Source organism: Kitasatospora sp. NPDC040550, from assembly GCF_055594965.1.
On the sequence record NZ_JBVIWC010000020.1, the window covers coordinates 1 to 24416 of the forward strand.

General features: G+C 70.8%; 23 protein-coding genes and 1 pseudogene. 19 read left to right on the forward strand and 5 right to left on the reverse strand.

All coding sequences use genetic code 11. The features are described 5' to 3' along the window. From ACZ58X_RS26550 to ACZ58X_RS26570, 5 genes and pseudogenes are all read right to left on the reverse strand, one after another. Positions 1 to 521 (reverse strand): annotated as a pseudogene (locus ACZ58X_RS26550) (hypothetical protein); the annotation flags it as partial. Next, entirely contained in the window at positions 518 to 1588 is a 1071-nt protein-coding gene (locus tag ACZ58X_RS26555; RefSeq protein WP_470336109.1) for a ParA family protein, read from the reverse strand. The gene ACZ58X_RS26555 and the pseudogene ACZ58X_RS26550, both read right to left, overlap by 4 nt. 1145 nt (positions 1589 to 2733) lie before the next feature. After that, positions 2734 to 3486 (reverse strand): hypothetical protein, encoded by a 753-nt coding sequence (locus tag ACZ58X_RS26560; protein WP_470336110.1) that lies wholly within the window; start codon positions 3484 to 3486, stop codon positions 2734 to 2736. A 206-nt stretch (positions 3487 to 3692) separates the two neighbouring features. Then, a complete protein-coding gene (locus tag ACZ58X_RS26565; RefSeq protein WP_470336111.1) occupies positions 3693 to 4574 on the reverse strand; it encodes an aminoglycoside phosphotransferase family protein in 882 nt (293 codons plus the stop codon). Next, positions 4571 to 5974 carry an XRE family transcriptional regulator gene (locus ACZ58X_RS26570; RefSeq protein WP_470336112.1) on the reverse strand — a complete coding sequence of 468 codons (1404 nt, stop codon included), beginning with the start codon at positions 5972 to 5974 and terminating at the stop codon, positions 4571 to 4573. The genes ACZ58X_RS26565 and ACZ58X_RS26570 overlap by 4 nt, the downstream gene beginning before the upstream one ends. A gap of 160 nt (positions 5975 to 6134) precedes the next feature. On the opposite strand from ACZ58X_RS26570, the gene ACZ58X_RS26575 reads away from it, so the two are divergent. The 19 genes from ACZ58X_RS26575 to ACZ58X_RS26665 all read left to right on the forward strand — a co-directional run bounded on the left by ACZ58X_RS26575 (position 6135) and on the right by ACZ58X_RS26665 (position 24396). Further along, positions 6135 to 6623 carry an ATP-binding protein gene (locus ACZ58X_RS26575; protein WP_470336113.1) on the forward strand — a complete coding sequence of 163 codons (489 nt, stop codon included), beginning with the start codon at positions 6135 to 6137 and terminating at the stop codon, positions 6621 to 6623. Next, a complete protein-coding gene (locus tag ACZ58X_RS26580) occupies positions 6620 to 7129 on the forward strand; it encodes a DUF6415 family natural product biosynthesis protein (protein WP_470336114.1) in 510 nt (169 codons plus the stop codon). Before ACZ58X_RS26575 ends, ACZ58X_RS26580 begins: the two co-directional genes overlap by 4 nt. 309 nt (positions 7130 to 7438) lie before the next feature. Continuing rightward, positions 7439 to 7690 (forward strand): hypothetical protein, encoded by a 252-nt coding sequence (locus ACZ58X_RS26585; protein WP_470336115.1) that lies wholly within the window; start codon positions 7439 to 7441, stop codon positions 7688 to 7690. Positions 7691 to 7884: 194 nt separating this feature from the next. Next, entirely contained in the window at positions 7885 to 9723 is a 1839-nt protein-coding gene (locus ACZ58X_RS26590; RefSeq protein WP_470336116.1) for a glycoside hydrolase family 15 protein, read from the forward strand. A gap of 50 nt (positions 9724 to 9773) precedes the next feature. Beyond that, entirely contained in the window at positions 9774 to 10253 is a 480-nt protein-coding gene (locus ACZ58X_RS26595) for a hypothetical protein (RefSeq protein ID WP_470336117.1), read from the forward strand. After that, positions 10253 to 11575 carry an ATP-binding protein gene (locus ACZ58X_RS26600; protein ID WP_470336118.1) on the forward strand — a complete coding sequence of 441 codons (1323 nt, stop codon included), beginning with the start codon at positions 10253 to 10255 and terminating at the stop codon, positions 11573 to 11575. Before ACZ58X_RS26595 ends, ACZ58X_RS26600 begins: the two co-directional genes overlap by 1 nt. Further along, on the forward strand, positions 11575 to 12000 hold the full coding sequence (locus ACZ58X_RS26605; protein WP_470336119.1) for a roadblock/LC7 domain-containing protein: 426 nt from the start codon (positions 11575 to 11577) through the stop codon (positions 11998 to 12000). The genes ACZ58X_RS26600 and ACZ58X_RS26605 overlap by 1 nt, the downstream gene beginning before the upstream one ends. Before the next feature lie 23 nt (positions 12001 to 12023). Continuing rightward, positions 12024 to 12353, forward strand: coding sequence for a DUF742 domain-containing protein (locus ACZ58X_RS26610; RefSeq protein WP_470336120.1), 330 nt, complete (start codon positions 12024 to 12026; stop codon positions 12351 to 12353). Then, positions 12331 to 12933: a GTP-binding protein gene (locus ACZ58X_RS26615; protein ID WP_470336121.1), complete on the forward strand. Its 603-nt coding sequence runs from the start codon at positions 12331 to 12333 to the stop codon at positions 12931 to 12933. Before ACZ58X_RS26610 ends, ACZ58X_RS26615 begins: the two co-directional genes overlap by 23 nt. Beyond that, positions 12930 to 14132 (forward strand): cytochrome P450 family protein, encoded by a 1203-nt coding sequence (locus ACZ58X_RS26620; RefSeq protein WP_470336122.1) that lies wholly within the window; start codon positions 12930 to 12932, stop codon positions 14130 to 14132. Before ACZ58X_RS26615 ends, ACZ58X_RS26620 begins: the two co-directional genes overlap by 4 nt. 15 nt (positions 14133 to 14147) lie before the next feature. Next, positions 14148 to 15383, forward strand: a complete 1236-nt coding sequence (locus tag ACZ58X_RS26625; RefSeq protein WP_470336123.1) for a cytochrome P450 family protein — start codon at positions 14148 to 14150, stop codon at positions 15381 to 15383. 23 nt (positions 15384 to 15406) lie between these two features. Beyond that, complete coding sequence (locus tag ACZ58X_RS26630) at positions 15407 to 15916, forward strand: LuxR C-terminal-related transcriptional regulator (RefSeq protein WP_470336124.1); 510 nt, start codon at positions 15407 to 15409, stop codon at positions 15914 to 15916. Next, a complete protein-coding gene (locus tag ACZ58X_RS26635) occupies positions 15913 to 16578 on the forward strand; it encodes a hypothetical protein (RefSeq protein WP_470336125.1) in 666 nt (221 codons plus the stop codon). Before ACZ58X_RS26630 ends, ACZ58X_RS26635 begins: the two co-directional genes overlap by 4 nt. Beyond that, positions 16575 to 17150 (forward strand): hypothetical protein, encoded by a 576-nt coding sequence (locus ACZ58X_RS26640; protein ID WP_470336126.1) that lies wholly within the window; start codon positions 16575 to 16577, stop codon positions 17148 to 17150. The genes ACZ58X_RS26635 and ACZ58X_RS26640 overlap by 4 nt, the downstream gene beginning before the upstream one ends. Beyond that, positions 17147 to 18433 (forward strand): MFS transporter, encoded by a 1287-nt coding sequence (locus tag ACZ58X_RS26645; protein WP_470336127.1) that lies wholly within the window; start codon positions 17147 to 17149, stop codon positions 18431 to 18433. The genes ACZ58X_RS26640 and ACZ58X_RS26645 overlap by 4 nt, the downstream gene beginning before the upstream one ends. A 96-nt stretch (positions 18434 to 18529) precedes the next feature. Beyond that, positions 18530 to 20662: a tetratricopeptide repeat protein gene (locus ACZ58X_RS26650; RefSeq protein WP_470336128.1), complete on the forward strand. Its 2133-nt coding sequence runs from the start codon at positions 18530 to 18532 to the stop codon at positions 20660 to 20662. Between the two features lie 358 nt (positions 20663 to 21020). Then, complete coding sequence (locus tag ACZ58X_RS26655; protein ID WP_470336129.1) at positions 21021 to 21206, forward strand: FxLD family lanthipeptide; 186 nt, start codon at positions 21021 to 21023, stop codon at positions 21204 to 21206. An 83-nt stretch (positions 21207 to 21289) separates the two neighbouring features. Then, on the forward strand, positions 21290 to 23326 hold the full coding sequence (locus ACZ58X_RS26660; protein WP_470336130.1) for a lantibiotic dehydratase family protein: 2037 nt from the start codon (positions 21290 to 21292) through the stop codon (positions 23324 to 23326). Next, positions 23323 to 24396, forward strand: coding sequence for a lanthionine synthetase C family protein (locus ACZ58X_RS26665; protein ID WP_470336131.1), 1074 nt, complete (start codon positions 23323 to 23325; stop codon positions 24394 to 24396). Before ACZ58X_RS26660 ends, ACZ58X_RS26665 begins: the two co-directional genes overlap by 4 nt. The last annotated feature ends 20 nt before the right edge of the window (positions 24397 to 24416 follow it).

Sequence of the window (24416 nt, forward strand, 5' to 3'; positions counted from 1 at the left end):
TCCTCGGCCTTGCGCTTCTCCTCGGCTTCGGCTTCGGCGCGGGCGGCCTCTTCGGCCTTGCGCTTCTCCTCGGCTTCGGCTTCGGCGCGGGCGGCCTCTTCGGCCTTGCGCTTCTCCTCGGCTTCGGCTTCGGCGCGGGCGGCTTCCTCGGCCTTGCGCTTCTCCTCGGCTTCGGCTTCGGCGCGGGCGGCCTCTTCGGCCTTGCGCTTCTCCTCGGCTTCGGCTTCGGCGCGGGCGGCTTCCTCGGCCTTGCGCTTCTCCTCGGCTTCGGCTTCGGCGCGGGCGGCCTCTTCGGCCTTGCGCTTCTCCTCGGCTTCGGGGTCGATGGAGGGGACAGGGGCGGGGGCAGCCGGAGGAGGAACCGCTGCTCCACCCCCTGCGAAGGTGGCGGGTACGGCGCCGGGCGTCGTACCGGCAGACTGGTTTCCGGCCGCAGCCACGCGGGATCCGCGGCGCCGTCCCAGCCCGGCAACCTGGGGCTTCGGCGGGGTCACCGGACCGTTCGTGTAGGTCTCGGTCATGCGGCCAGGGCCTCCTCCTGCTCTACCTGAACCACGCGCTCAACGATCTCGACGACCAGATCTTCGTAGTCGCGGCCAACTTCCTCAGCACGGTCCGTGGGGAGCACGGGTCCCTTCTCGCCGCGCTTCTTCTGCCACCACTTGATGCCGTCGGATGCTTCAGCGACCTCGTACGCCAACTGGCCCCTGTCCCGGCAGTTGACCGCGACCCCCTCTGCGTCTCGGATGACTGCCTGGAAGACCGGAGCGTCCGAGCCGGCCTCGGCCAGCAGGGTCTGGATTCGTTCCCGCGCTTGGACCCACAGGCCAACCGGTCGCGTCTGCTTCGTCTTCCTGTCGGTGTAGTACCGGTGGGCGAATCCGAAGAGGACCGCGCCCAGGAGCTCCAGATCGGGGTTGAGGTGGGCGGTCTCTTCGAAGCGGTGCGATACGCCACCGAGTCCATCGATTGACGACGTGTCGCCAGTCGAGACCGGGGCCAGCACCCACCTGGCCGCGCACAGTGCAAGGAGCTGGGGCTCCTTGGTGACCGGCGGGCAGTCGATAACGATCCAGGCGTACTCGCGGGACAGCTTCGCGAGCATCACGGCCAGGCTCAGGTTGGCTGCCTGGCCGTGCTTGCTCTGCATGGTGACCATCTGGAACGGGATCTGCTCCAGCTGCTTGCCGCTCGGCACCACGTCGAGGTGAGGGCGCACGTCGCGAATGATCTTGGGTAGATCGCCGAACTGGAGGGCGATGGCAAGGGATTTGCCGTCGTCGTTCAGCGGGTGGCCCTTGATGCCGAGGTCGTGAAGCGTGTTGCCCTGGGCATCGACTTCGAGGAGTAGGACACGGCCGGCCTCCTGACCTTCCGCTGCCTTCGCGGCCTCTCCCTCGGCGAGAAGGCCGGCCGTGTGCGACGCGATGCTCGTCTTGCCCTGGCCGCCCTTGCCGTTGAACACGGCGATGACCCGTGTCAGGAAGGGACGGAGCGATTCCACGAACCGGTTCAGCACCTCGGGTGACGTCGAGGGCGTGAACGGCTCAAGTGAGAAGTCGGGAAGCGTGAGTTCATCGACGGTCATCAGTGCGGGTTCCCCTCCGAGCGATCGACGGGCGCCGTGTGGCTCCCGATGGTGGACTCCGACCTGGGTCAACGAGCAGTTCGCGCCCCTGGTGTAGAGACGGGACGGCAGCTTACCCGAGGGGCTGACTGCTGAGCGGCTCCCACCCCGTGGCCTACCTGGGTTCGTCCAGGCGTCCGTGTGTCAGTCCGTAGTGACGACCGCTAGATGGTTCTTTGGCTGAGTCTCCTGATGCGTCTCTCGTTGAGGGCCAAGGTTGACTGGCCGTCTGTTGGTTCAGCGGATCAATAGCCGAGTCTTTGGGGCATCCGCCAGATTGATCTAACGGTAAACCTTTCGCTGGCATGAGGGTTCGGACTACACCTAGTTTGATCACGTGTTCGCAATACGGAACGCCAGAGGGGCTATTAGCTGGGCCTCCAGTGTGTCAGTGAGCAGGATCGTCAGATGGACTGCCAGTCGGACCTCCAGTGGGTTCTGGTGATTGGGCGTTTCTGAAGTCCATCTGCCGATCTTGATTAAAGCCAGAAGGTAGGCCGAGAGCAAAGGTCTATGCCGAGCCGAAGTAGAGATCTACTTACGGTCTACTTCCTTGAGCTTGTCTAAGTGCTACCTGAAGGTGTGTTGAAGGATCGCTGTACAGGCGCAAGATACGCCGCCTCAGTAGCCCTAGACATAGACCTATGTTGGAAACATGCTGTCATCTGGAGTGCAGGCCAACCTAAAGACTGTCCGGTGTCTGAAAGTAAGGCTAGGTAGGAGACTGGGAAGAGCCTGCTGTAGCAACTATGTAAGAGACTTATCCAACCTTCTGAACTGCGAAGATGTTCGGAGGCTCTCAGGTTGAACAGTAGTCGAATAGGGGCTGAATGACCCTAGGATCTGGCTGGCAAGTTGAGGGCTCTGTCTCCTTGTAGAGACAAGAAAGCGCTGATTAGCATGCTGAAAAACAGTGACCTCTTCCGGAGCCCCATGGTGCTCAACAACGGGCAATCGGTAGGCCGAGTGAAGGTCATGACGTGCTTTTGGTGTCCTCTGTTCGGCAGCGGTTGCCAACTAAGCGTCGCGAACCTGTAGCGATCTGATCTAGCGATAGGCGCGTGGAAGATGGGGGAGGCTACTTCTGTAGATCCAGGCTCTCAATCTCAAAGGTTTCGCGCATCATTGAGTGCAGATTCGGCTTCGTCCGTGCGGGCCGCAGGCACACCCTGTGTGGCTGCAAACAGCTTGATTTCCGTTGCAGCGAGGCTGATGTAGGCGATCAACCCTTGTTGTGCCGTGGGTGTTGGTGACTCTTCTTCGAGGATCTCCTGCGCGGCGGCGAGCCATTCCTCGGCGTCCTCGTTCAGTGTGAGGTCGTCAATTTGCCGAAGGAGATTCGAGGCGACACCCCGTACCTCGTTGAATCGCCTCGCGACGGCGAGCTGGGCACGGCGCTCGCGATCGGCTGCCGCAGCCTCCTCGGCCACGGCCTTCCGCCCGGCGGCAGGGGTGCGCCGGCCATCTGGTGCTGCCGCCGATGCACGAAGTCGATCCAGACGGTTGGATGCGCTGCCGGGGTACTCGACGCCGATCAGGTCCGCGATGGCCTGCCAGGTGAGCCCGCCAGCTCGGGCATCTTCAAGGGCGGAGAGTTCCTCGAGGTCCAGAGCTTCGCGCAGATGACGGATCAGCGTCAGTCGGAGGCCGGCCTGCTCGCCGCGGCGCCTGTTCTCGTAGGTCGCGGGCGGCAGGGCGCGGTGGTGCGTGCGCGTGTAGCTGAGGATCCCGATGGAATCCCGGTCATCTGGCCACAGGGCGAGGCTCTGATCGTCTGCATCGACCTGCATCTGGTAGAGCTGCTGTCGCAGTTTTCGCAGGTCAGCGCTCTGCGGGCGAAGGGGGCGTCCTTTGGGCACGGGGTGATGATGCCACCGGAACGCGGGCTTTGTCAGACTGGCAAAGCTGCGACGTATGACTCAAATGACCCATCACGGTGAGGGGACGGCATGGTGGTCGGCCCGGTTCTCGAGATGTTGCTCGGCTTCGAGAGGAAGCAGCAGCAGAACCACCGCGGTGAGCCTTCTTGTCGACGGCTCGGCGGAGGGCGCTCCCGCCTCGTCCATCACAGGATTCCCTGCCAGAGCCAAGGCCGGGCTCCGCAGCGGCCGCGCAGGCAGTCGACGCGGTGTTGGGCTTGGGCCCGCCACCGGGGATTCTCAGCGGCGTGCTGGGCGGCGTACGTCACCATGCGAAGCTCCCGCGCACCCGCGAGAACGGAGTAGCCGGCCCAGGTCGTCACGTCGTGGCCGTAGATCGAGCAGAAGGCCTCGTACTCAGCTGGAGAGACCGCACCGGTCGTCCACGTCCGTACAGCCGTGGAGACGAGGTCCCACTCGGGAGGGCCGGCCGAGAACCGTTCCAGGTCCATCAGCAGTCGACCGCCGCGGTCGAGCCGCAAGACGTTGCCGGGCCACGCGTCTCCGTGGACGGCTGATGTGGGGAGGCCGGGTGGGAGGCCGGCATCCCACCGCTCCGAGAGGTCTCCGTACAGGCTCAGGAGCCACTGCCGGTCGTTGCTCGACAGCGTGTGGGCGGCGGACAGCCGTTCGGGAATGCGGACGAAGGGGTCCAGGTGCCCAATGTCGAAGTCGGGGAGCGGGAGGGCATGCAGCTCCTTCAGGGCCGCTGCAACGTCCTCGGTCGAGCCGTGGCCGTGAGGCGGGACTTCATGCCAGAACGTCACCACGCGCCCCGCCCGCTCGACGGGCTGATCGGCGAGCAACGGCTTCACCACGGGAATGCCGTTCGCGGTGAGCCATCGGGCCACGCTGATCTCGCGTGCTGCGGAGGCGGATCGGTCGGGCGGTGCGATGCGGGCGACGATGCCCCCTGGCAGCCGCCAGATCTGGTTCTCCGCGATGCGTATCGGCTCTGCGCCGCGGTCGTCGAGGTCGAGCGCGGCGCAGGCCTCGTGCAGGGCGTCGGGTGCCTCCATGTCCGTCATGCCCGCAACGTAGCGTCGATCTCCTCCTTGAGGACCGCTGTTTCCTGGATCTTCGGGTGCCGGCTGGCGAACTGGCCGAGCTGTCGCAGATCGTCCGCGGCGCGGCGCGAGGTCAGGTCGCCCCCGAGAGCCACAGCCTTCCGTCCGATGGCTGCCGCCTCGCGTGGATCTCCTCGTCGCATCACCAAGGAGGCCAGCTTGGTGCAGGACATCGCTTTGGACCGGGCGAACTGCGGTCCGTGGCCGCTCACGGCCGCCGCGAACCGCTGGCCGGCCTGGGCGGGGTCGTACTCGTCGATCCCAACGGCCAGGTCCCACAGGGCGTGCGCGGTGTCGCCGTTGTGCTGTGCGGCGTCGTAGTACGCCATCCACGGTGGCTCGTCTTCGGGGCGCCGCTGGGCGAAGGCGTCGTCTGCTGCGCCGACGGCGGCGATCGTCTCCTGGACGTTGCGCAGCTTGCCGAAGGCGCGGGCCCTGGCGGTGTGCAGCATGGCCCGCTCCGAGGCGGTCAGCCGATCCGAACGAACCAGTCCCTTCTCCGCGTTGGTCAGGCCGTCGTCGGCGTTGCCGACCCAGATCGCTTGCCGGGCGAGGAAGGAGTAGCCCTTCGCTCGGAGGTGCCAGTGCTGTCCTTCCTCGGCACACTCCACGGCGACCCTGAAGGCGAGGCGGGCGTCGTCGTGCCGGTAGACATCGAACTGCGAGGCTCCGGCGACGAGGCCGAGCCGGGCGACGGCTTCGAGGAAGTCGGGACGGTGGGAGGGAGGGCAGGACACGGACAGAAGCCGGATGGCCCACTGCATCGAGTCGGTGGCGAGCTGCCCGATGAGCCCGCCGCCTCCGTAGGTGTTGTCCCAGGTGTGCAGGCCGGTCGCGATCTGTTGCAGCTGCCGGATCTCCCTGGAGCTGATTTGGTGGGGAACGGCCGGCGGGGTCGTCGGTGTGAGCAGGGCGGAAAGGTCCAGCGGGTCGAGGGCTAACAGGCTCCCGAGCACGAGGAACTGACGGCGGTACAAGGGATCAGGGCTCCTGGTCGATGAGGATGGGGCGCCTCCCTCCAGCATGCGTCCTGCCAGCCGCTGAACGTCTCCCTCCGGGGTGCGCGGGCGGCGGATATCCGCATCACGACGCTGTTTATCCGCATCGCCGAACACCATGGCCCATGCCCGGGTGAAGAGTCCTCCTGTCTGGAGGGCGGCATCCAGCCGCGGCGGCAGGTCCTCCGGGCATCGGTAGACGCCCTTCTCGATCTTCAGCAGGACATCGACGCTGACCTGCACCTTTGCCGCGAACGGGGCGGCCGTCGGGAACCCTGCCTCTTTCCTCCGCAGGCGGAGTTCGTGGCCGAACCACTCCTCCGGGGAGCGCGACGGGTCGAGGATCTTCTCTGGTTGCGGCATGCGGCTCCTGACCTCCCGATGCGGATTCCGTGAGACATCCGCATCACCCACTGCACGTGCCCCTCGCGTGCTGCCTCAATAGTTGCTGACCGGTGCAGGACCAGTACACACCGCAACCGGAGGCCCGAGGAGGGGTTTCCGGCCAACGAAGTGGACGGACATGCTGAACCTTCTCAGTGCACCTCCTCTGGGAGACCGGGGCGTGGCCTCGGCTGTGCCGGGGCAGCTGGCGCTGGACCTGACGCTGTCGGAGAAGGCCATCCGGCACGCCAGGAGAATCGCCATGGAGAGCGTCGGTATGTGGGGCTACGACCACGTGGCCCACGACGTCGCCGTGGTCGTGGCCGAACTACTGACGAACGTCTTTCAGCACGCCGACGCGCCCAAGGGCGGTATGGACAAGAGGGCTCGCCTCGTCGTCCAGGTCCTCGTGGTCCTTCCCTCGGCTGGACGGCTGGTCGTGGTCGTGCACGACGACGATCCCGCGATGCCGAAGGAGCGGTGCGCTGACGAGACCGCGGTCAGCGGCCGCGGCCTCGCCCTGGTCCGCGGGCTGGCGGACAGCCTGGCCTTCGTGCCGGCGGCGGGCGGAAAGGACCTGGTCGCCGTCTTCTCGTTGCAGGCCGACCGTGAGGAGGCTGCGGCGTGAGCACGCGAACGTTGATCGGCCGACGCGTACGTTGGGGCGGCGTACGTCACGCGGCCCTGCGGACCGAGCAGACGACACGGCACGAGCGTGACGCGAGCGCGGCGGCGATGGAGACAGTCGCCCTCGTGCTGGAAGACGGCTCACCGTTACCCGAGACGGCAGAGGACGTCCACTACCTGGTGCAGCGGCTGCGGGGACACGTCATGGTGCTCGGTGGCGGGCTTCCCCCCTCGTACGCCGAGGACGTGCTGGCCGAGGCCCATGCCGCGGCCGAGGAGGAGATGCCTGAGGGATTCATGCCCTCCCGCGTCTACCTGGTGCGGTTGGCCAGGATCACCAAGGCGTTGGCGGAGGCGGCCCAGGCGGAGTCGAGCCAGCATCTCCCGGCTCAGCGGACCACGGGTCTGGCGTTCCGAGGCTGGCCCAGCCGGAACACGCTCCGGGTCGTCACCTTCGCCATCGCGATGGCGACACTGATCCTCGCTGCTTCCGTGAGGCCTTCATGATGCCCGCGCGCTGTTCTGCCGCGGGGCGTTCCTTGGTTCCGGAACAGCACGGTGACCTGCGTCTTCTCGGAGTGCTCACAGCTGTGAGCAATACGGCTCTCCGGCCGGATACGGTCCTCGTCCTCTCCACCGTCGCGTCGCTGGCAGCAGCCGCGCACAGGAGGTGGTGAGGCGTGATGGGACTGACGGCAGACCGGGTGATCCTGCTCGCGGTCATTTTGGTTCCGATGGGAGCTCTTGTGGTGGGAGGCCCGCGGTGGAGCCGACGGCGCTGCGGAGACGAGAGCCCGGTCCGAAGACGGGGAGCAGATGACCAACGACCGCTATCCGCTCCAGCCGGCGATCCGCTCGCGAGCCCCGGGCGCCGTGACCGGCGGAGTCGGCGGCGTGCGCGCGGAGCCGGGGACGCTTCTGCGACGAATCGACGTCCGTGACGCGGTGGTACCCGACACGGCCGACACGCTCCAGAGGTTCTTCCTCACCGGCCGGCGCCTGGCCCGCGCGCACGCAATGACCGCCCTCGCGACGAAGTCGCGTCCCACGGAGGCCCCGCCGCCCTAGGCATTCTCGCCCTGCTCTCTGTCGATGAACGCGGCGAAGCCGCCACTCCACCATGCCCACCCGCAACTGCCCGGTGCCCGCCGGGCCCGTAGAGATCGGACATCATGGAAAGCCGTCTCCCTCTTCCGCACCAGGCTCCGCCTCCCGAGGCAGCGGTGACAGGGGTGCTGATCCCGACCCCCAGGAACGCTCTGGTGCGGCCCCGGCGAGTGGGACGGATCGAGGACCACGGCTTCATCGGGAACATGCGGACGGCCGCCTTGGTCGACCGGGACGGCGCCATCGACTGGATGGGTCTGCCCCGCTTCGACTCCCCGGCCCACTTCACGAGCCTGCTCGGGACCGAGACGCATGGGTTGTGGCGCATCGGCCCGGCCGGTGCGGACGGTGCCGCGCCCGCAGCTGCGGATCGGCGGCGCTACCTCGACGGCACGCTGATCCTGGAGTCCACCTGGATCACCCCGACGGGCACGGTCCAGGTTCTCGACTTCATGCCGGCCACCGATGGGGCGCCGCAGCTGGTCCGCATCGTGCGCGGCGTCAGCGGCCGGGTGCCGATGCGGTCCCTTCTGCGGGCGCGCCCCGGGTACGGAATCCGTGTGCCGCGGATCGAGGTCGACGGCCGCCGCGCGAGCGCCGACCTCGGCGACGGCCGGCTCTGGCTCGACACTTCCGCCCCCACTCGTGAGGCCGACGGTGACCTGTCGTCGGAGTTCACCGTGTCCGCGGGCGAGCGCGTCGCTTTCACCCTGTCCTGGGAGCAGGGCCAGGACGCCCCGCCGCCGCTGCCGGACGCGACCGGGCTGCTGAAGGCGACCGCGGACTTCTGGAGGGACTGGATCTCCCAGTCCACCTACACTGGGCCCCACCGGGGAGCCGTCGAGCGGTCCCTCATCACGCTCAAGGCCCTCACCTACGCGCTGACCGGCGCCATCGTGGCCGCGCCGACGACGTCGCTGCCCGAAGAGATCGGCGGCGTGCGGAACTGGGACTACACCTTCTGCTGGCTGCGCGACTCCGCCCTCATCGTGGAGCAGTTCGTGGACTGCGGCTTCGTGCAGGAGGCCAGGGACTGGATCGCCTGGCTCCGGATGGTCATCGGGGACCGCCCCGAGAACTTGCAGGTCATGTACGGGGTAGGCGGCGAGCGCGACCTGCCCGAGACCGTGCTCCACTGGCTGCCCGGCTTCGAGAACTCGGCCCCGGTCCGGATCGGGAACGGCGCCGTCAAGCAGCTGCAGCTGGACATCTACGGCGAGGTCGTCAACGCCCTGTACGCGGCGCAGCAGCGCGACCCGAGGCTGACGGCGGTTGTCGCGCCGCTGATCACGGACCTGGTGGGCTGCCTGGAGACGTGCTGGGAGGAGCCGGACGAGGGGGTGTGGGAGGTTCGCGGCCCGCGCCGGCAGTTCGTCCACTCCAAGGTCATGGCCTGGACCGGCTTCGCCCTGGCGGTGCGGCTCGTCGAATCGGGTGCCTGCCAGGGTCCGGTGGAGCGGTGGCGGGAGATCCGGGACACGATCCACGAGCAGGTCTGTCGCGACGGGTACGACGAGCAGCGGAACACCTTCACGCAGTCGTACGGCTCGTCGGCACTGGACGCCTCCCTGTTGCAGCTGGCCATCACCGGCTTCCTGGCCCCGGACGACAAGCGGCTCATCGGCACGATCGAGGCGATCCAGCAGGAGCTGTCCATCAAGGGCGGGTTCCTGCTGCGCTACCACACCGAGGGCGCGGCGGCGGGTGTCGACGGCCTGCCCGGTGACGAGGGCGCCTTCCTCATCTGCTCGGGTTGGCTGGTCACCGCTCTCGCTCTCATCGGGCGCGTCGACGAGGCCGAGATCCTCCAGGACGGGCTGCTGCGGGCCCGCAACGACCTCGGCCTGCTCGCCGAGGAGTGGGACCCCGTCAACGAGCGGCAGCTGGGGAATTTCCCGCAGGGCTTCTCGCATGTGGCGTTCCTCCAGTCCGAGCTGGCCTTGGAGGCCGCGCGGTGTGGCCGGGAGCTGGTCGGAGCGGGGGCCGGGCGATGAGGGCGGCGGCCGTCCGCCCGGCCGGGTTCGCGGCTGCTGGTCCCGGGGCCGTGTCGCCCTCGTACGGGGCCTGCCCCGGCACGCAGGAGATCACCGTCGACGACCTGTTTCCCCTGGTAGCGGCGGGGGAGCCGTACGAGGCGTTGATCGGGGAGCACTTCGACACCCTGACGCTGCCTCGCCGGGCCGCGCTGGAAGTCATCAGCCGCTTCGAGGGGTTCCGGCCTCACCCGGTGGGCGCCGCCGTAGTCCGCGCGCTCACCGACGAATGGGTCCTCATCCTCCCGCCCGGCTCCGGCTACGGCATGCACTGGAGCTGGCCGGCCGAGCACCGCGACGAGGGCCTCCTCGAGGTCCCGCCGCGCACGGCCGGACCGGACGAGGACCTGCGCTGGGCCCGCTTCGGCAACGCGCAGGGACGGGTCTTCAGCGCCCCGTTCCTCCTGATGGCCGCCCTGTGTCCGCCGCACGCGACCCGCCCTCCGTACTTCGTACCTGCCCGAGACGACCGCACGCCCGTGGGGATCTGATGAGCACTCTGATAGAAGCCGCAGCGGTCGCCGTGCCGTCGGCGCTGGCCCTGGCCGGCGGAGGTGCGGTCTGGCACTTGCGGGGGTCCCTGCGCGCGGAGCGCCGCCGGTCCGACAGGTTGCAGCGGCATGCCGAGAACCTGACCCGGCAGTTGCGGGCCGCCGAGCTGATCCTCGGCCAGGTGGCCGACGAGGTGGTGCCTGCGATCCAGGCGGCCGTCGTGAGGCCTGGCGCCGGACAAGGCGTCGACTTCACGCTGCCGGACGCCCTGACGGGCACCGTGATCGCCGACCGGGTGCGTGCCGTCGTCGATTCGGTGGCCGCGGCGATGCGGCAGGTGCAGTACGACGCGGAGACCGCCACCGGTGTTCAGGTGTCCCAGGTCAAGCAGGATGCCGAGGCAGCGGCCGCCGAAGCCCAGCGTGCTGCCGAGGAGGCGGCCCAGGCAGCGGTGCGCAGCTTCGCCGCGTCCATGGTGGTGATCGCGTCGAAGGTGAGCCGGCAGATCAGCGAGGGCGTGCGCCTGCACGCGGGCGGGGAGGCGTACGAGACGCTCGTCACCATCGACCGTCTCGTCCAGCAGCTGCTGCTCGTGGCGCAGAACTACGTGATTCTCGGCGGGGGGAAGCTGTCGAGGCGCTGGCCGGCCACCACCTTCACCAACGTGGTCCAGGCGGCGATGGGCCACCTGGAGGGGTTCGAGCGGATCAAGCACGAGGAATCCGATGTCGCCCTGACCAGCCGGGCAGTCGGGCCGGCCGTCCACACGATCGCGGTGCTCCTCGACAACGCGCTGAAGTACTCGCCCTCGTCGGCCTCCGTAGACGTGCGCCTGCTCAACGGGCACCACGGCCTCACGGTGCGAATCGACGACGCCGGCCTGCAGATGAACCGCGAGGCCGTCATGGCCGCCCGCCAGACCCTGAACGGTCAGAAGACCGCGCCGGTCACCCAGCACGGGGCCCACCCGCGCACCGGGTTCGCGGTGGCCGCGGTCCTGGCCCGCGAGTACGGCTTCAGCGTGGACCTGGAGGCCCCCAACCCCTACCGGGGAACCAGCGTCCAGATCTTCTTCCCCGGCCAGCTGCTCACCCACGTCCCCGAAGAGCAGGCCGCCAGCGCGCAGCCCGCCCCGCCGGTGCCCGCACCGACGACCACGTCCACCGGCCTGACCGTCCGCCAGCGCGGCGCGGCCCTCACACCGCGGCAGCCCGCCGCCAGCGCCGAGCACGCCCGGCCGGGCCGCGCGAGCGTGGTCGCCGCCTGGGCCACCGGCACCGAGCGCGCCCGCCAGAACCCTGACGCCCCCGAAGGAGCCTGATGTTCACCGACACGCACGCCAACACGCTCGGCTGGCTGCTCGACGAGCAGCTCGCCACCCTCGACGGAGTCCAGTGCGCCGTCCTGCTCACCACCGACGGCATGCTGCACTCCCGGACGTCCTCCATCGCTCACGACCAGGCCGAGCGACACGCGGCCATCGCCGCCAGCCTGCGCGGCGCCGCCCGCACCTACAGCGAGGAGTTCCGCGGCGGCGGGATGCGGCAGGTCCTGCTGGAGCTGCACGAGTACGTCTGCCTGATCACGCAGGCCGGCCCGAACGCGCTCCTCCTGGTGCAGACCACCGGCCCGGACGTCGATCTCGCCGCGATCGCCCACCAGTTGGGCGAGCTCGCGGTGAGCGTCGGCGACCGGATGGCCGTGGAGACCCGGACGCCGGTACGGGACGCGCAGGCCGCGGGGTGAGCGGGCCGCGGCGGGACCCGGACATGGTGCGGCCCTTCGTACGGACCGGAGGGCGTGACCGCCCCAGCCGGCCGGACGTGCGCCTGGAGTCCCTGGTTCTCGCCGCGACGGGCCCGGCCGACGGGCTGCGCCTGGACCACCGCCGGGTCCTGGCACTCACCCAAGGCGTACGGGGCGGCCTGGCGGTGGCCGACATCGCCGCCGCCCTTCAGCTCCCGCCGTCCACCGTCCTCATCCTCGTCAGCGACCTGATGGACAGCGGCCACCTGAGCAGCCCCGTCAACGCCCGCGACGACCAGCCCGACATCGACATCCTCAGGGAGGTGCTCCATGGTCTACGGACCAAGGTCTGAGATCCGCCCCACCACCGCGGTGCACTCCGCGAAGATCGTCGTCGCGGGCGGCTTCGGCGTGGGCAAGACCACCTTCGTCGGGTCCGTGTCCGAAGTGCCGCCCCTGCACATGGACGAGCCGCTCACCCAGGCCGGCGCCAAAGTGGACGACCTCGCCGGCGCCCCGGAGAAGAAGACGACCACCGTCGGCGTCGACTTCGGCCGCATCCACATCAGCGCGACTCGGGTGCTGTACCTGTTCGGGACTCCGGGCCAGACCCGGTTCCGGCCGCTGTGGCAGAGCCTGACCGAGGGCGCCCTGGGCGCCCTGGTCCTCGCCGACACGCGCAACCTCGACGCCTCCCACGAACACCTGACCCTCCTGGAAGAGCACGCCCTCCCCTACGCCGTGGCGATCAACCGGTTCGACGGCGCCCCCGCGCATCCGCCCGAGGAGATACGCCAGGCCCTCGCCCTGGACGTGGACACCCCGTTGACCGAATGCGACGCCCGGGTGGGCCGCTCCGGCTACCTGGCCCTGATCGAACTCGTCGCCTACCTGACCGACCGCCACCTCCGCCTCCTGGAGCGCCGCCCGTGACCACCGCCCCCGGTACCGCCCCGCCGCCGACCCGTATCGCGCTCTACGAGGCCGAGTTCGCCGCCGACCCGCACGCCGCCTACGCGGCGATGCGCCTGGCGTACGGGCCGCTCGTGCCCGTCGACCTGGCGCCCGGCGTGCCCGCGACCCTGGTCATCGGCTACGACCAGGCCCGCCGCATCCTCAACGACGATGTGCGCTTCCCCGCCGACCCCCGGGTGTGGGAGCAGGCGGTTCCCGACACCTGTCCCGTGCGGCCGATGATGGAGTACCGCCCCAACGCGCTGCGTTCGGCCGGCCCCGCGCACTCCCGCTACCGGGCGGCGAACGCCTCCGCCCTCGACGCCGTCGACCAGCACCGACTGCACTCCCTCGTCCAACGGGTCGTCGCCGAGACGATCGCCGAGTTCCGCCCTGTCGGCCGTGCCGATCTGCTGGCGCAGTTCGCGTGGCCGCTCGCGTTCCGGATCCTGAGCGCGCTGCTGGGCTGCCCGGACGAGCTCGGCCTGCGCATCGCGAACGGCATGGCCAAGATCTTCGACGGCGTGAACGCGGCGGCCGGCAACCAGATGCTGGCCCAGGCCGTGTCCGAGCTCGTCGCCCTGCGCCGAAGCCAGCCCGCCGAGGACATCACCTCCCGGCTCATCGCCGACCCGGCCCGGCTCGACGACACCGAGATGGCACACCAGCTCGTCACCCTGTACGGCGCCGGCATCGAACCCCTGACCAACCTGATCACCAACACCCTGTTGAAGATCCTCACCGACGAGGACTTCTCCGCGACCGTGCACTCCGCCGGCGCCTCCGTACGCGAAGTGCTGGACACCGTGCTCTACCGCGACCCGCCGCTGGCCAACTACTGCATCACCTACCCGCCGCAGCCCGTCCACCTCGACGGCATCCTGCTGCCCGCCCACCAGCCGGTCGTCATCTCCATGGCCGCGTGCAACAACGACCCCGCCCTGGACGGAGGCGGGTCCGGCGACCGGGCCCACCTGTCGTGGAGCACCGGCCCGCACGCCTGCCCGGCACGCTCCCTGGCCTACCTCATCGCCGAAACGGCCGTCACCGACCTGCTCGACGCGCTGCCCGAGATGGACCTCGACTGCCCTGCCGGCGAGCTGACCTGGCGCCCGGGCCCGTTCCACCGCGCGCTGACCCGACTCCCGGTCCGCTTCCCCGCTCCCGCCGCAGCCTGAAGGAGAAGTTCTCCCATGCCCCAGCCCGCCACCCCGATCGTCCTCGATCCCACCGGCGCCGACCACCACGGCGAGCACGAGCAGCTCCGCGGCCACGGCGCCGCGGTCCGCGTCGACATCCTCGGCGTGAACGCCTGGTCGATCACCGACCCCGCCCTGCTCAAGAGCCTGCTGAAGAACCCCGACGTCTCCAAGGACGCCCGCGCCCACTGGCCCGGCTACGAAGAGGCGATACAGACCTGGCCGCTCGCGCTGTGGGTCGCCGTCGAGAACATGTTCACCGCGTACGGCGACGACCACCGGCGGCTGCGCCGCATGATCGCCCCCGCCTTCTCCGCACGCCGCATCGACGCCCTGGCCCCCGTCGTCGAGACCATCGTGGAGGCGATCCTCGACGACCTCGAAGCGCTGCCCACCGGACAGAGCGTCGACCTGCGCGAGCACCTGGCCTACCCGCTTCCGATCACGGTCATCGGCCACCTCATGGGCGTCCCCGCTGACCAGCGTGCCCACTTCCGGGGCGTCGTCGACGGCGTCTTCGACACCACCCTCACCGCCGACCAGGCCGCCACCAACACCAAGGACCTGTACGAGGTCCTGGACCAGCTCATCGCCACCAAGCGTGCCGACCCCGGCGACGACATGACCTCCCTTCTCATCGCCACCCGCGACGACGACGGAGACGGGCGCGGCCTGTCCGACGCCGAACTCCGCGACACTCTCCTGCTGATGATCAGCGCCGGATACGAGACCACCGCCAACGTGATCGACCAGGCCATCAGCCTCCTGCTGACCCACCCCGAACAGCTCGACCAGATCCGCGCCGGCCACGCCGACTGGGCGGACGTCGTCGAGGAGACCCTGCGCCTGGAACCGGCCGTCAAGCACCTCCCGATGCGCTACGCCGTCAACGACATCGTGCTGCCCGACGGGCAGGCCATCGCCAAGGGCGAGGCGATCCTCGCCTCCTACGCGGCCGCGAACCGGCACCCGGACTGGCACGGCGAGACCGCCGACGCCTTCGACATCCGCCGACCCGCCAAGGACCACCTCGCCTTCGGGCACGGCGTGCACTTCTGCCTCGGCGCCCCGCTCGCCCGACTGGAGCTCGCCACCAGCCTGCGCAAGCTCTTCACCCGCTTCCCCCACCTCGAACTCGCCGTCCCCGCCGACCATCTCAAGCCGCTCAGCTCCCTGATCAGCAACGGCCACGAGCAGCTGCTCGTCCGTCTCCGCCCGTCCGCGGCCTGACCATCACCCGACCAGGAATCCAGATGACCACCACCGTCGCCGCCCCGATCACTCCGCTCACCCGGGCTCAGAAGCGGGTCGCCGCCCACCTCGTGTGCGGGCTCACCAACCCGGAGATCGCGGGCGAGGAACACCTGTCCGGCGACACGGTGAGCTCCCACGTCCGGGTGATGCGCGAGAGCCTGCACTGCCCTCCGCGCTCCTCCCGCGCGGTTCTCGCCCATGCCCTCCTCAGCCACCAGCAGGTGCCCCCGCCCCCGCCCTCGCTGCTGCGCCGCGCCTTCGAGCCGGACGCAGACGACCTACTGCTCATCCGCGCCATCGCCGAGCACTCCCGGCCGGACGACATCGCCCGCGCAGCGCGCATCCCGGCCGGCGAACTCCGCACCCGAACCGACGGACTCGTGCGCAGGGCGGGCGCCAGCAACGCCGCGCACCTCATCGGACTGGCCCACACCCACGCCATCCTCGGCGGCGAAGGATCCACCGCCGCCGAGCAGCCCCCGGCACAGCCCGCCGGAGCGGCGCGATGAACACCACCACCCCCGACACCACCGCCCCCGCCGGCACGGCGGCCGACCGCAACGGCCGGGCGACGTGGGCGTACGAGATGCGGCCGATCGTGACGGCCGCCGACCGCGAGGCGGCCGCCGCTCTCGTCCAGGACCGCGGCCTGTGGCTCGCCCGGCGCGGTCACGACGCACCCGCTCTCCACGTCGCCGCCTTCCGGGACCACCGTACGGAGGCGGTCGGCCTGTATGAGGACGACGACGGGGACGAAGTCCTCGTCGGCTGCCTCCTCCTGCACCGGGAGCCGGATCTGCGGTCGTGGGCCGTCGACGACCCGGCTCCGGCCCTGAAGGTCTCATTGGCCTACACCGCCCCTGGACGCACCGACCGGGTCGGCTGGCTGATGACGCTGTGGCTCGCCAACCACGCGGCCCGCACCGGCATCGACTGGGTGTACGCCGAGGCCCCGGGCCGGAGCACCGGGCCGGACGGAAGCGGCGGCCGGCTCCTGGGGTATCTGCGCGACCTCGGCTGGCACGTCCTCGGCTCCGGTCGTACCCCGGACGGTCACCGGGTCGCGCGGATCCGCCTGCCTGCCGCTGCCTCGCCCGGTCTGGCTGCGCTGATCCACTCCACTGTCCCCGCCGTGACGCGACGCGGGCCCGAGGAGGACAGCGAGCGATGAGCACACTCACCCAGGCTCCCGTTCTCGTGCCGCCCCCAGGCCGCGTCCTGCCACCGCGAGCGCGGGCGCTCCGCCCGGCCCCGGCCGCGGCCCCGCCGCTGAAGGACCCTCACGCACTCGCCGCCTGGCGGGACAACATCAACCGGACTGCCCTCGCGCGCTCCGGCGAGACCCTCTCCGTTGTGCTGTACGCGCTGACCGGACCCGGCGAAGACCCGCACACCGACCTCGCCGCCGCCCAGCACTACGCCGAACGGCACCGGCTTCTCGTCGTGGACCGGATCGTCGACACCCTGGCCCGCGACGACCAGGCGAGCACCGACCAGCCGGAGCTCCGGCGCGGATACGCCCACACCGTGCACCTCTTGGGCGACCCGGCCTCCCCCGTGCGCGGGCTCGTCACTACCAGCCAGACCGCGGTCACCCGCGTCGGCCGCCTCTACGAAGCCCAGCTGGACAGGTACGCCGCACTCCGCGCCGCCCTCTTCCTCGTCCGTGCCGAGACCGAGATCTCAGCGATGCCGTCAACCACCCTCCTCCCTCATCCCCAGACCCTCGGAGGCGCACTGTGACCACGGCCTCCGACACCACCGCCAACCCGGCGGCACCGGCCGGCAGCCCGACCGCCCGGCAGGCCTTAGCCGCGCTCCTGGTCGGTGAGGGCACCAGCTACGCGGGGACCGCCGTCCACCAGGTGGCGCTGCCCGCCCTCGCCGTCCTCCAACTCCAGGCCACCCCCGGCCAGATCGCGCTCCTGGCCTTCGCCGCGAAGCTCCCGGCGCTGGTCGTCTCGCTGCCGGCGGGCGTCGTTCTGGACCGGTACCCGATACGCACCGTGCTGCTCGTCACCGACCTCGCCGCGGCCACCGTCGTCCTGGCGATACCCGCCGGTGCCGTTCTCGGCCAGATCACGATGCCCGCCCTCTACGCCGTGGCCCTCACCCTGGGCACCCTCTCCGTCCTCCACAGCGCCGCCGCGATGGCGGCACTGCCCCGCCTCGCCGGACCCGGGCAGCTGCACCAGGCCCATGCACGGCTCACCGCGGCGATCACCGTCGCCGGAACCGCCGGGGCAGCGCTGGGGACCCTGCTCGTCGCGGCAGCCGGGCCCGCCCGGGCGATCCTTGCGAACGCGGCGTCCTTCCTCGTCTCCGCGTGGTGCGCGACCCGCACCCGCGTCCTGCCCATCCCCACGGCACGGGGCAAGAAGCCGCCGATGGCCGGCGAGATCCGCGACGGCCTCCTCCACAGCGCCCGCCACCCCCTGCTGAGCCCCCTGCTCCTGGCCTTGGCCGGTACCGGCTTCGGCACCGGTCTAACCAGCACGTACCTGGCGTACTACCTGCTCACCACGGCGCACGTCGGCGCGACAGGCCTCGGCATGATCATGGCGGCGAGCAGCTTCGGGGGCCTTACCGGAGCACTGCTCGCGCCCCGCCTCGTCCGCCACCACGGCCCGGGCGTCGTGCTCAGCATCGGATTGACGGTCTACGCCCTCACCCACGCGGCACCACTCATCGCCGGGCCTGGACTCGTGTGGCTGGTGGCCCTCGCCGCCGCCGGGTGCGCGCAGCACGCCGCGGCGTGTGCCGTGGGCACCACTCAGCGCTCCGTGCAGCAGTCCGTCAGCCCGCCCCATCTCGGGTCCCGGACCTTGCAGACCTCCTTCTGGGTCATCGCCGGCAGTGAGACCCTCGCCGCCCTCGCCGCCGGTCCCCTGGCCTCTCTCACCAGCGTGCCCACCACCATGCTGACCGGCCTCGTCCTGCTGGTCCTGTCGTCCTCGGTGCTGTGGCGCTCGCCCGTAGGCCGCCTGACCGTCATGCCCACGCCCGTGAACGCGAGGACCGGCTGACCCTCCAAGCTGCTCGCGGCACCGGGCCGCGGCCGCCCGTGCGCGGCGAGGCCGAGATCTGACCACCCACCGGACACGACGAAAGGCTTCTCGGTGATGACCGAGCCGACCCCCGGGCCCCCGCGCCCGCCCGCGGCGGTGACCAACACGATCGCGGACTCCGGTCTCCACACGGCCATTCAGGCCGGCACGATCGGCTCGGTCCATCTCCACCAGCCCCAGCATGTCCTGCCCGTCCCCCGCCAGGTGCGGCCGGTCCCGGCTTCGTGGACCGATCGCGAGCGGGAACTGACCGGGATCACCGCGTGGATCACGGCGCAGCCCGACTACGTCGTACCGATCGTCCTCATCCACGGGCCCATCGGTGTCGGTAAGACGTCCTTCGCGGAGCGGCTGGTCCACAGCCTGACCAGCCGCTACCCCGGCGGCCAGCTCCATGCCGACCTCGGGGGCGCGGGAGGGCCGGCCCGCGTGAGCGACGTCCTGGGCCGCCTCTTGCGCGCCGTTCAGCCCGGTCCGCTGCCCGCCGGCGGCGACGAGCTTGCCAGCTGGTGGAGGTCGGCGACTGCCGCCCGGTCACCGGTCTGCCTGCTGCTGGACGGCGTCACCCACGCCGACCAGATCCGTGCCCTGACGCCCGGCGGTGCGGGCCACCTCGTAGTGGCCACCAGCAGCCGTCCGCTCCCGGAACTCTCCGCCGAGGGCGCAGCCCTCCTCGCCCTCGGCCCGTTCGACCACGGCGCCGCCCGCGCCTACCTGTCCCGCTGCCTGGGCCCCGACCGGCTCCACCAGGAGCCTGAGGCGGTCACCAGGCTCATCGCCCTCACCGCCGGCCTGCCCGCAGGCCTCGCCCTGAGCGTCACCCAGCTCACCCGCAACCCCACCCGCCCCCTGTCCGCAGTCGTCGGTGCCCTCGACGCCAGCCGGGCCCGAACCGCCGCCACCAGCCCTGGAGCCCTCGTGTCCGCCGCGCTCGACACCGCGTACTCCGACCTCGACCGCACCGCCGCCCGCCTCTACCGCAAGGCCGGGCTCCTGCCCGGGGACACGATCGACGCCCACCTCGCCGCCGCCATCACCGAGCGGAGCCCCGCCGAAGCCGGTGCCGACCTCGCGGACCTCGCCGCCTCGGGTCTGCTCGTCCGGGACGCCGACCACCCCGTCCGCGGACCGGTCTTCCGGTACTCGGGCCCCGCCTTGGCCCACGCTCGCGAGCACGCGGCCCGGGAGGAGACCGACGGCGCCGACACCGAGGCTCGAGTCCGCGCCGCCGACTGGTACCTCGCGACCGCGACCGCGGCCGAGCGGCTGCTGACCCCCAGCCACCGGCGCCTCGCCCGCACGTACGTCTACGCCCCTCAGCACTCCGCGGAGTTTGCCGACCGGCGGGCCGCCCTGACCTGGCTCGACGCCCAGTCCGCCGACCTGATGGCCACCATCCGCTCGGCGTACGCCGCCGGCCGGTACGGGGCGGTGTGGCAGCTCGTCCACGCCATGTGGCCCTGGTGGCGCGCCGCCAGGGTGTACGGCCTGTGGATCGAGGCACACCAACTGGGCCTGGAAGCCGCCCACCTCTACAACGACGCTGTCGCCGAGCAGGAGATGCGCAACACCCTCGGCGTCGGGCTGCGCGGAGTCCACCGTTTCGACGAAGCGATCGGGTGCTTCGCCGACGTACTCACCGCAGCCCGCGGCCGCGAGGACACCAGGGGCGAGGCGCAGGCACTCCACGAGCTCGGCGCGACCACCTACGAGGCCGGCCGGCCCGAGGAAGCCGTCGGCTACCTGGAGCAGGCCCGCACCCTGCGCGAGCGCCGAGAAGACCGCCGCGGCGTCGCCCTCACCGACGTCCTCCTCGCCCAGGTCCACCTCAGCCGCGGCAACGCCTCGACGGCCATCGACGTCCTCGCCTCCGCACGCGCCACCCTCATCGAGGTCGCCGACCCGCACGACGCGGCCCGCGCCCTTGCCTGGCTCGGCCGAGCGCACTCCCTGGCCGGCCACCATGAGGAAGCCGACCAGGCGGGGCGGCAGGCACACGAAGAGTTCATCGAACACGGCGCCCGGCAGTGGACCGCACACAGCCTGGAGATGCTCGGCCAGAGCGCGGCGGCTGCCGGGCGGGCGGAGGACGCGGTCTCCCTCTACACCGAGGCGCTGGAGCAGTACGGCCACTTCAGCGCCTTTGACGCGAGGCGGGTCCAGCAACGGCTGGAGGCGGCGCTGTGAACTACGACATCAACAGGTCGGAATGGAACGGGTTTCGGTCATCCTGCGCGGTGAATGCTGTGGAGTCCCCCCATCCGCCCCGCCTGCGTAGTGATCTCACTACACTCCGAAACCGCCGGGCGGGGTCCTTTGCCCAGGGCTCTGACCGCCACGCCTCCGCAGATACCGCCGACGCGATCGGGCCCTGCCCGGAAACGCGTCGGACGTCGAGCTCGGAGGAACCGCTGCAACGGCGGATCCGCTTGGGGAGCCGGTCGTCCGCCATCCGGCATCGCCCCAGCGACGTGGGCCACAGACTCCCGGGCCTCTCCTGGCCCGGGTCGTGCACCATCGACCACTGCCCCCAAGGAGGCACCGCATGACCATCCAGTTGGAGAACCCGGTCGCGCTCGCGCAGTCCGACGGCGACGCCGCGGAGGACACGGATCCGTTCGGCCTCGACATCACCTTCATCGAGGGGACGCCGGCGACCGAGACGGTCCTGATGTGCAGCACCGGCGACACCTGCGGCAGTTCCTGCCCGAGCGCCTGCGTCACCTCGTAACAGCCCAAGGCGACGCGCCAGTGCGGGCCGGACGGGAGCCATCTCGTCCGGCCCGTGCCCCCGCCAACGAGAACGGAGTGGTGATGACACGCAAACGACCTCGCCTGTACCAGAGCATCGGGCACGGGATGCTGCGTGCCGCGGTGCACACCGCCGAGCCGGCCATGGCTCCGTGGCCGGACCGCTCGGCGTCGCTCGAAGCCTGGCGTGCGTGGCTGGGCACCGTGTGGGCCGATGACGCGTTTCAGCGGGCTGTCACCAGCGCCAGCCAGGACCTGGCCGACCAGGTCCAGGCCATCCTCGACGGCTGGTCGCCGAAGCCCCGCCGCGTGCGCCGAGCAGCTCTGGCCGTCGCCCGGTACGCGATCCGGTACGCGCGCCGGTCCACGCCGTACGGTCTCTTCGCGGGGGTCGCCGTGGTCACGTTCGGGGACTCGCCGGAGGTCCGTTTCGGAGACCGGCACGAGGTCGTCACCCGCCCTGATCCGGTCGTGCTTGATGACGCGATCAGCGCTTGGGAGACGGACCCGGCGCGGATGGCCGACATCGACGTGTGCGTCCACCCCCTCGCCCGGCAGCACGACGGACACGTCCGCGTGCCGTCCGAAGGAGATGCGGAGTTCCGCCTCGCGCTGAACAGCCCCGCGCTCAGGTTCGTCCTCGATGCCGCCCGCGCCCCCGTCCGCTATTCCGCCCTGGTGGACAAACTCGCCGCCGAGTTCCCCACCGCTCCTGCCGCTGCCCGCACCCAGCTCCTCGGAGAGCTCCTTCGCGTGCGGCTGCTGCGGTCGTCCCTGCGCGCTCCCGCCACCGTCGTCAACCCCGCAGAGGCCCTGCCGCATGCCCTGCGAGCGCAGGTGCGCGACCGTACGACGGCCGCTGATCTGCGACTCGATGCCACGGTGCGGCTACCTAAGGAGGTCCTGATCGAGGCCGAGACGGCCGCGACCGTGTTGGCCCGTCTCGCCACGCACCCGAACGGCACACCGCCCTGGCGCCACTGGGTGGAGCAGTTCACCGACCGGTACGGCGAGAACACCCCCGTGCCCGTGGAGACGGCGACCGACCCCGAGCAGGGCATCGGCTTTCCGGACGGCTTCGTCAAGGCGTCCGAGCCGCCCCGCCCGATGGCCCGTCGCGACCGGCTGCTGCTGGAACTCGCAGGCACCGCGGCCGTGACAGGTGCCCGCTCCGTGCCCCTGACCGGCGCGATGATCGAGGAGCTGGAGGCCGCGAGCGAGAAGCCCCGGCTCACCGCGCCCCACCTCGAACTCGCCGCCCAGATCCACGCGCCCTCTGCCGACGCTCTCAGGCAGGGCAACTTCCGCCTCCAGGTGGCCACCGTCTCCCGTTCGGCCGGTTCGATGACGGGGCGGTTCTGGCATCTGCTCCCGGAGGCCGGCACGGCACACGCGGCCCTGCCGACGATCGAGCCCGAAGCTGAGATCGTCCAGCTCTCCTTCCACGCCGGGCGCGTCCCGGCCGACTTACTCACCCGCGCCCCGCGCGTGCTCCCCCGGATCGTCAGCGTCGGCGAGTTCCGGCAGGCGGGCGACGGCGTGCTGTTCCCCGCCGACCTCGCGGTCAGCATCCAGGGCGGCCGTCCCGTTCTCGTGGAGATCACCACAGGCACCCGGTTGGAGCTGCTGGCCCCGACCGCCATCAACTTCCTCTGGAACAACTACACCCCGCCGATGGCCCGGTTCCTCGGCGAGATCAGCCGGGCCACCGCACCGCAGGTGACCTGGTTCGACTGGGGGGCGGCCTGGACCCTGCCCTTCACCCCTGCCCTCACCTACCGGCGCACCATCCTCACCGCCGCACGGTGGAAGGTCCGCGCCCGGGACCTGCCCGCCCGGACCGCGACCCTCACGGAGTGGTCCGAACAACTGCACGCCTGGCGTGCCCGGTTCCGAGTGCCCGACCGCGTGCTCCTGGCCGAGGACGACCAGCAACTTCCTCTGGACCTCAGTCAGGACATGCACCTGGACCTGCTGCGCGCCCACCTGGACGCCAGCCGCACCGGCGTCGCCACCCTGCACGACGCGCCCCCGGCCGACGCCGACAACTGGATCGGCCGGGCCCACAGTCTCGTCCTGCCCCTGGCGGCCCGCGCATGACGGCCACGACGGTTCCGACCCGCACGCAGGACCTGGCCGAGGGCCCGCTCGGGATCGCACTCCTGGACATCGAGCGAGGAGACCTGGGCGCCGCCCGCCGCCACCTCACGGCGGCTGTCGCGCACGGGGTGAGCACCGGCTCCAACGCCAGCCTGTTCCACGGCGCCCCCGCGCTGGAGCTCGTCCTCGCACGGGCCGGCCGGGCCGGAGGCGAGGTCCGCGAGGCCGTCGACCGCGTCGTGACCGCACGCCTGGCCGCCGCACGGCGACGGCAAGCGTCCGGTGCCCTGCCGGACCCCGCGGAATGGGACCACATCCGAGGCATGGCCGGACTGGGCGCTCTCCTCCTGACCCGCCCGACCCTCTCGCCACTGCTGACGCAAGTGCTGGCCTATCTCGTTTTCCTGTCCCGTCCGGTGCGCGCAGACGGGCGGGAACTGCCCGGCTGGTGGGCGGCAGCCGGCCCCGGCGGCGAGGAGATGGCGGGCGGACACGGCAACAACGGCATGGCGCACGGCGTCGCCGGACCGCTGGCAGTCCTCTCCCTCGCGGCCCGGCAGGGTGTCCTCGTGCCGGGCCAGCATGGGGCGATCGAGGTATTCGCCCACTGGCTGGACCAGTACGGCGGCCACTACTGGACCACCCGCACCCACCTCGACGCCGCCGAGCCCCCCGCGCCCGCGCCCGGCCGTCCGTCCTGGTGCTACGGACTGCCCGGCATCGCCCGTGCCCAGCAGCTCGCTGCGCTCGCCCTGGGCGACACGGCCCGGCGCCAGCACGCCGAAGACACCCTCGTCCGCACGCTCACCGACTCGGCCCTCCTCGCCCGGATCACCGACGCCACCCTGTGCCACGGCTGGGCCGGCCTGACCGTCCTCACCCGCGCCGTCGCCGCCGACAGCCCGGTCCCCGACCGCTTCGCCCCGCTGGTCGGCGACCTCGCCCAGCGCCTGGCCGACGGCCTGGACCAATTGCCCAAGCCCGGCTTCATGGAGGGCCGCAGCGGCGCGCACCTCGCCCTCGGCGAGACGAACACCACCAACTGGACCAGCGCGCTGCTGATCACCTGACCGTTACCGACCTCGCTGAC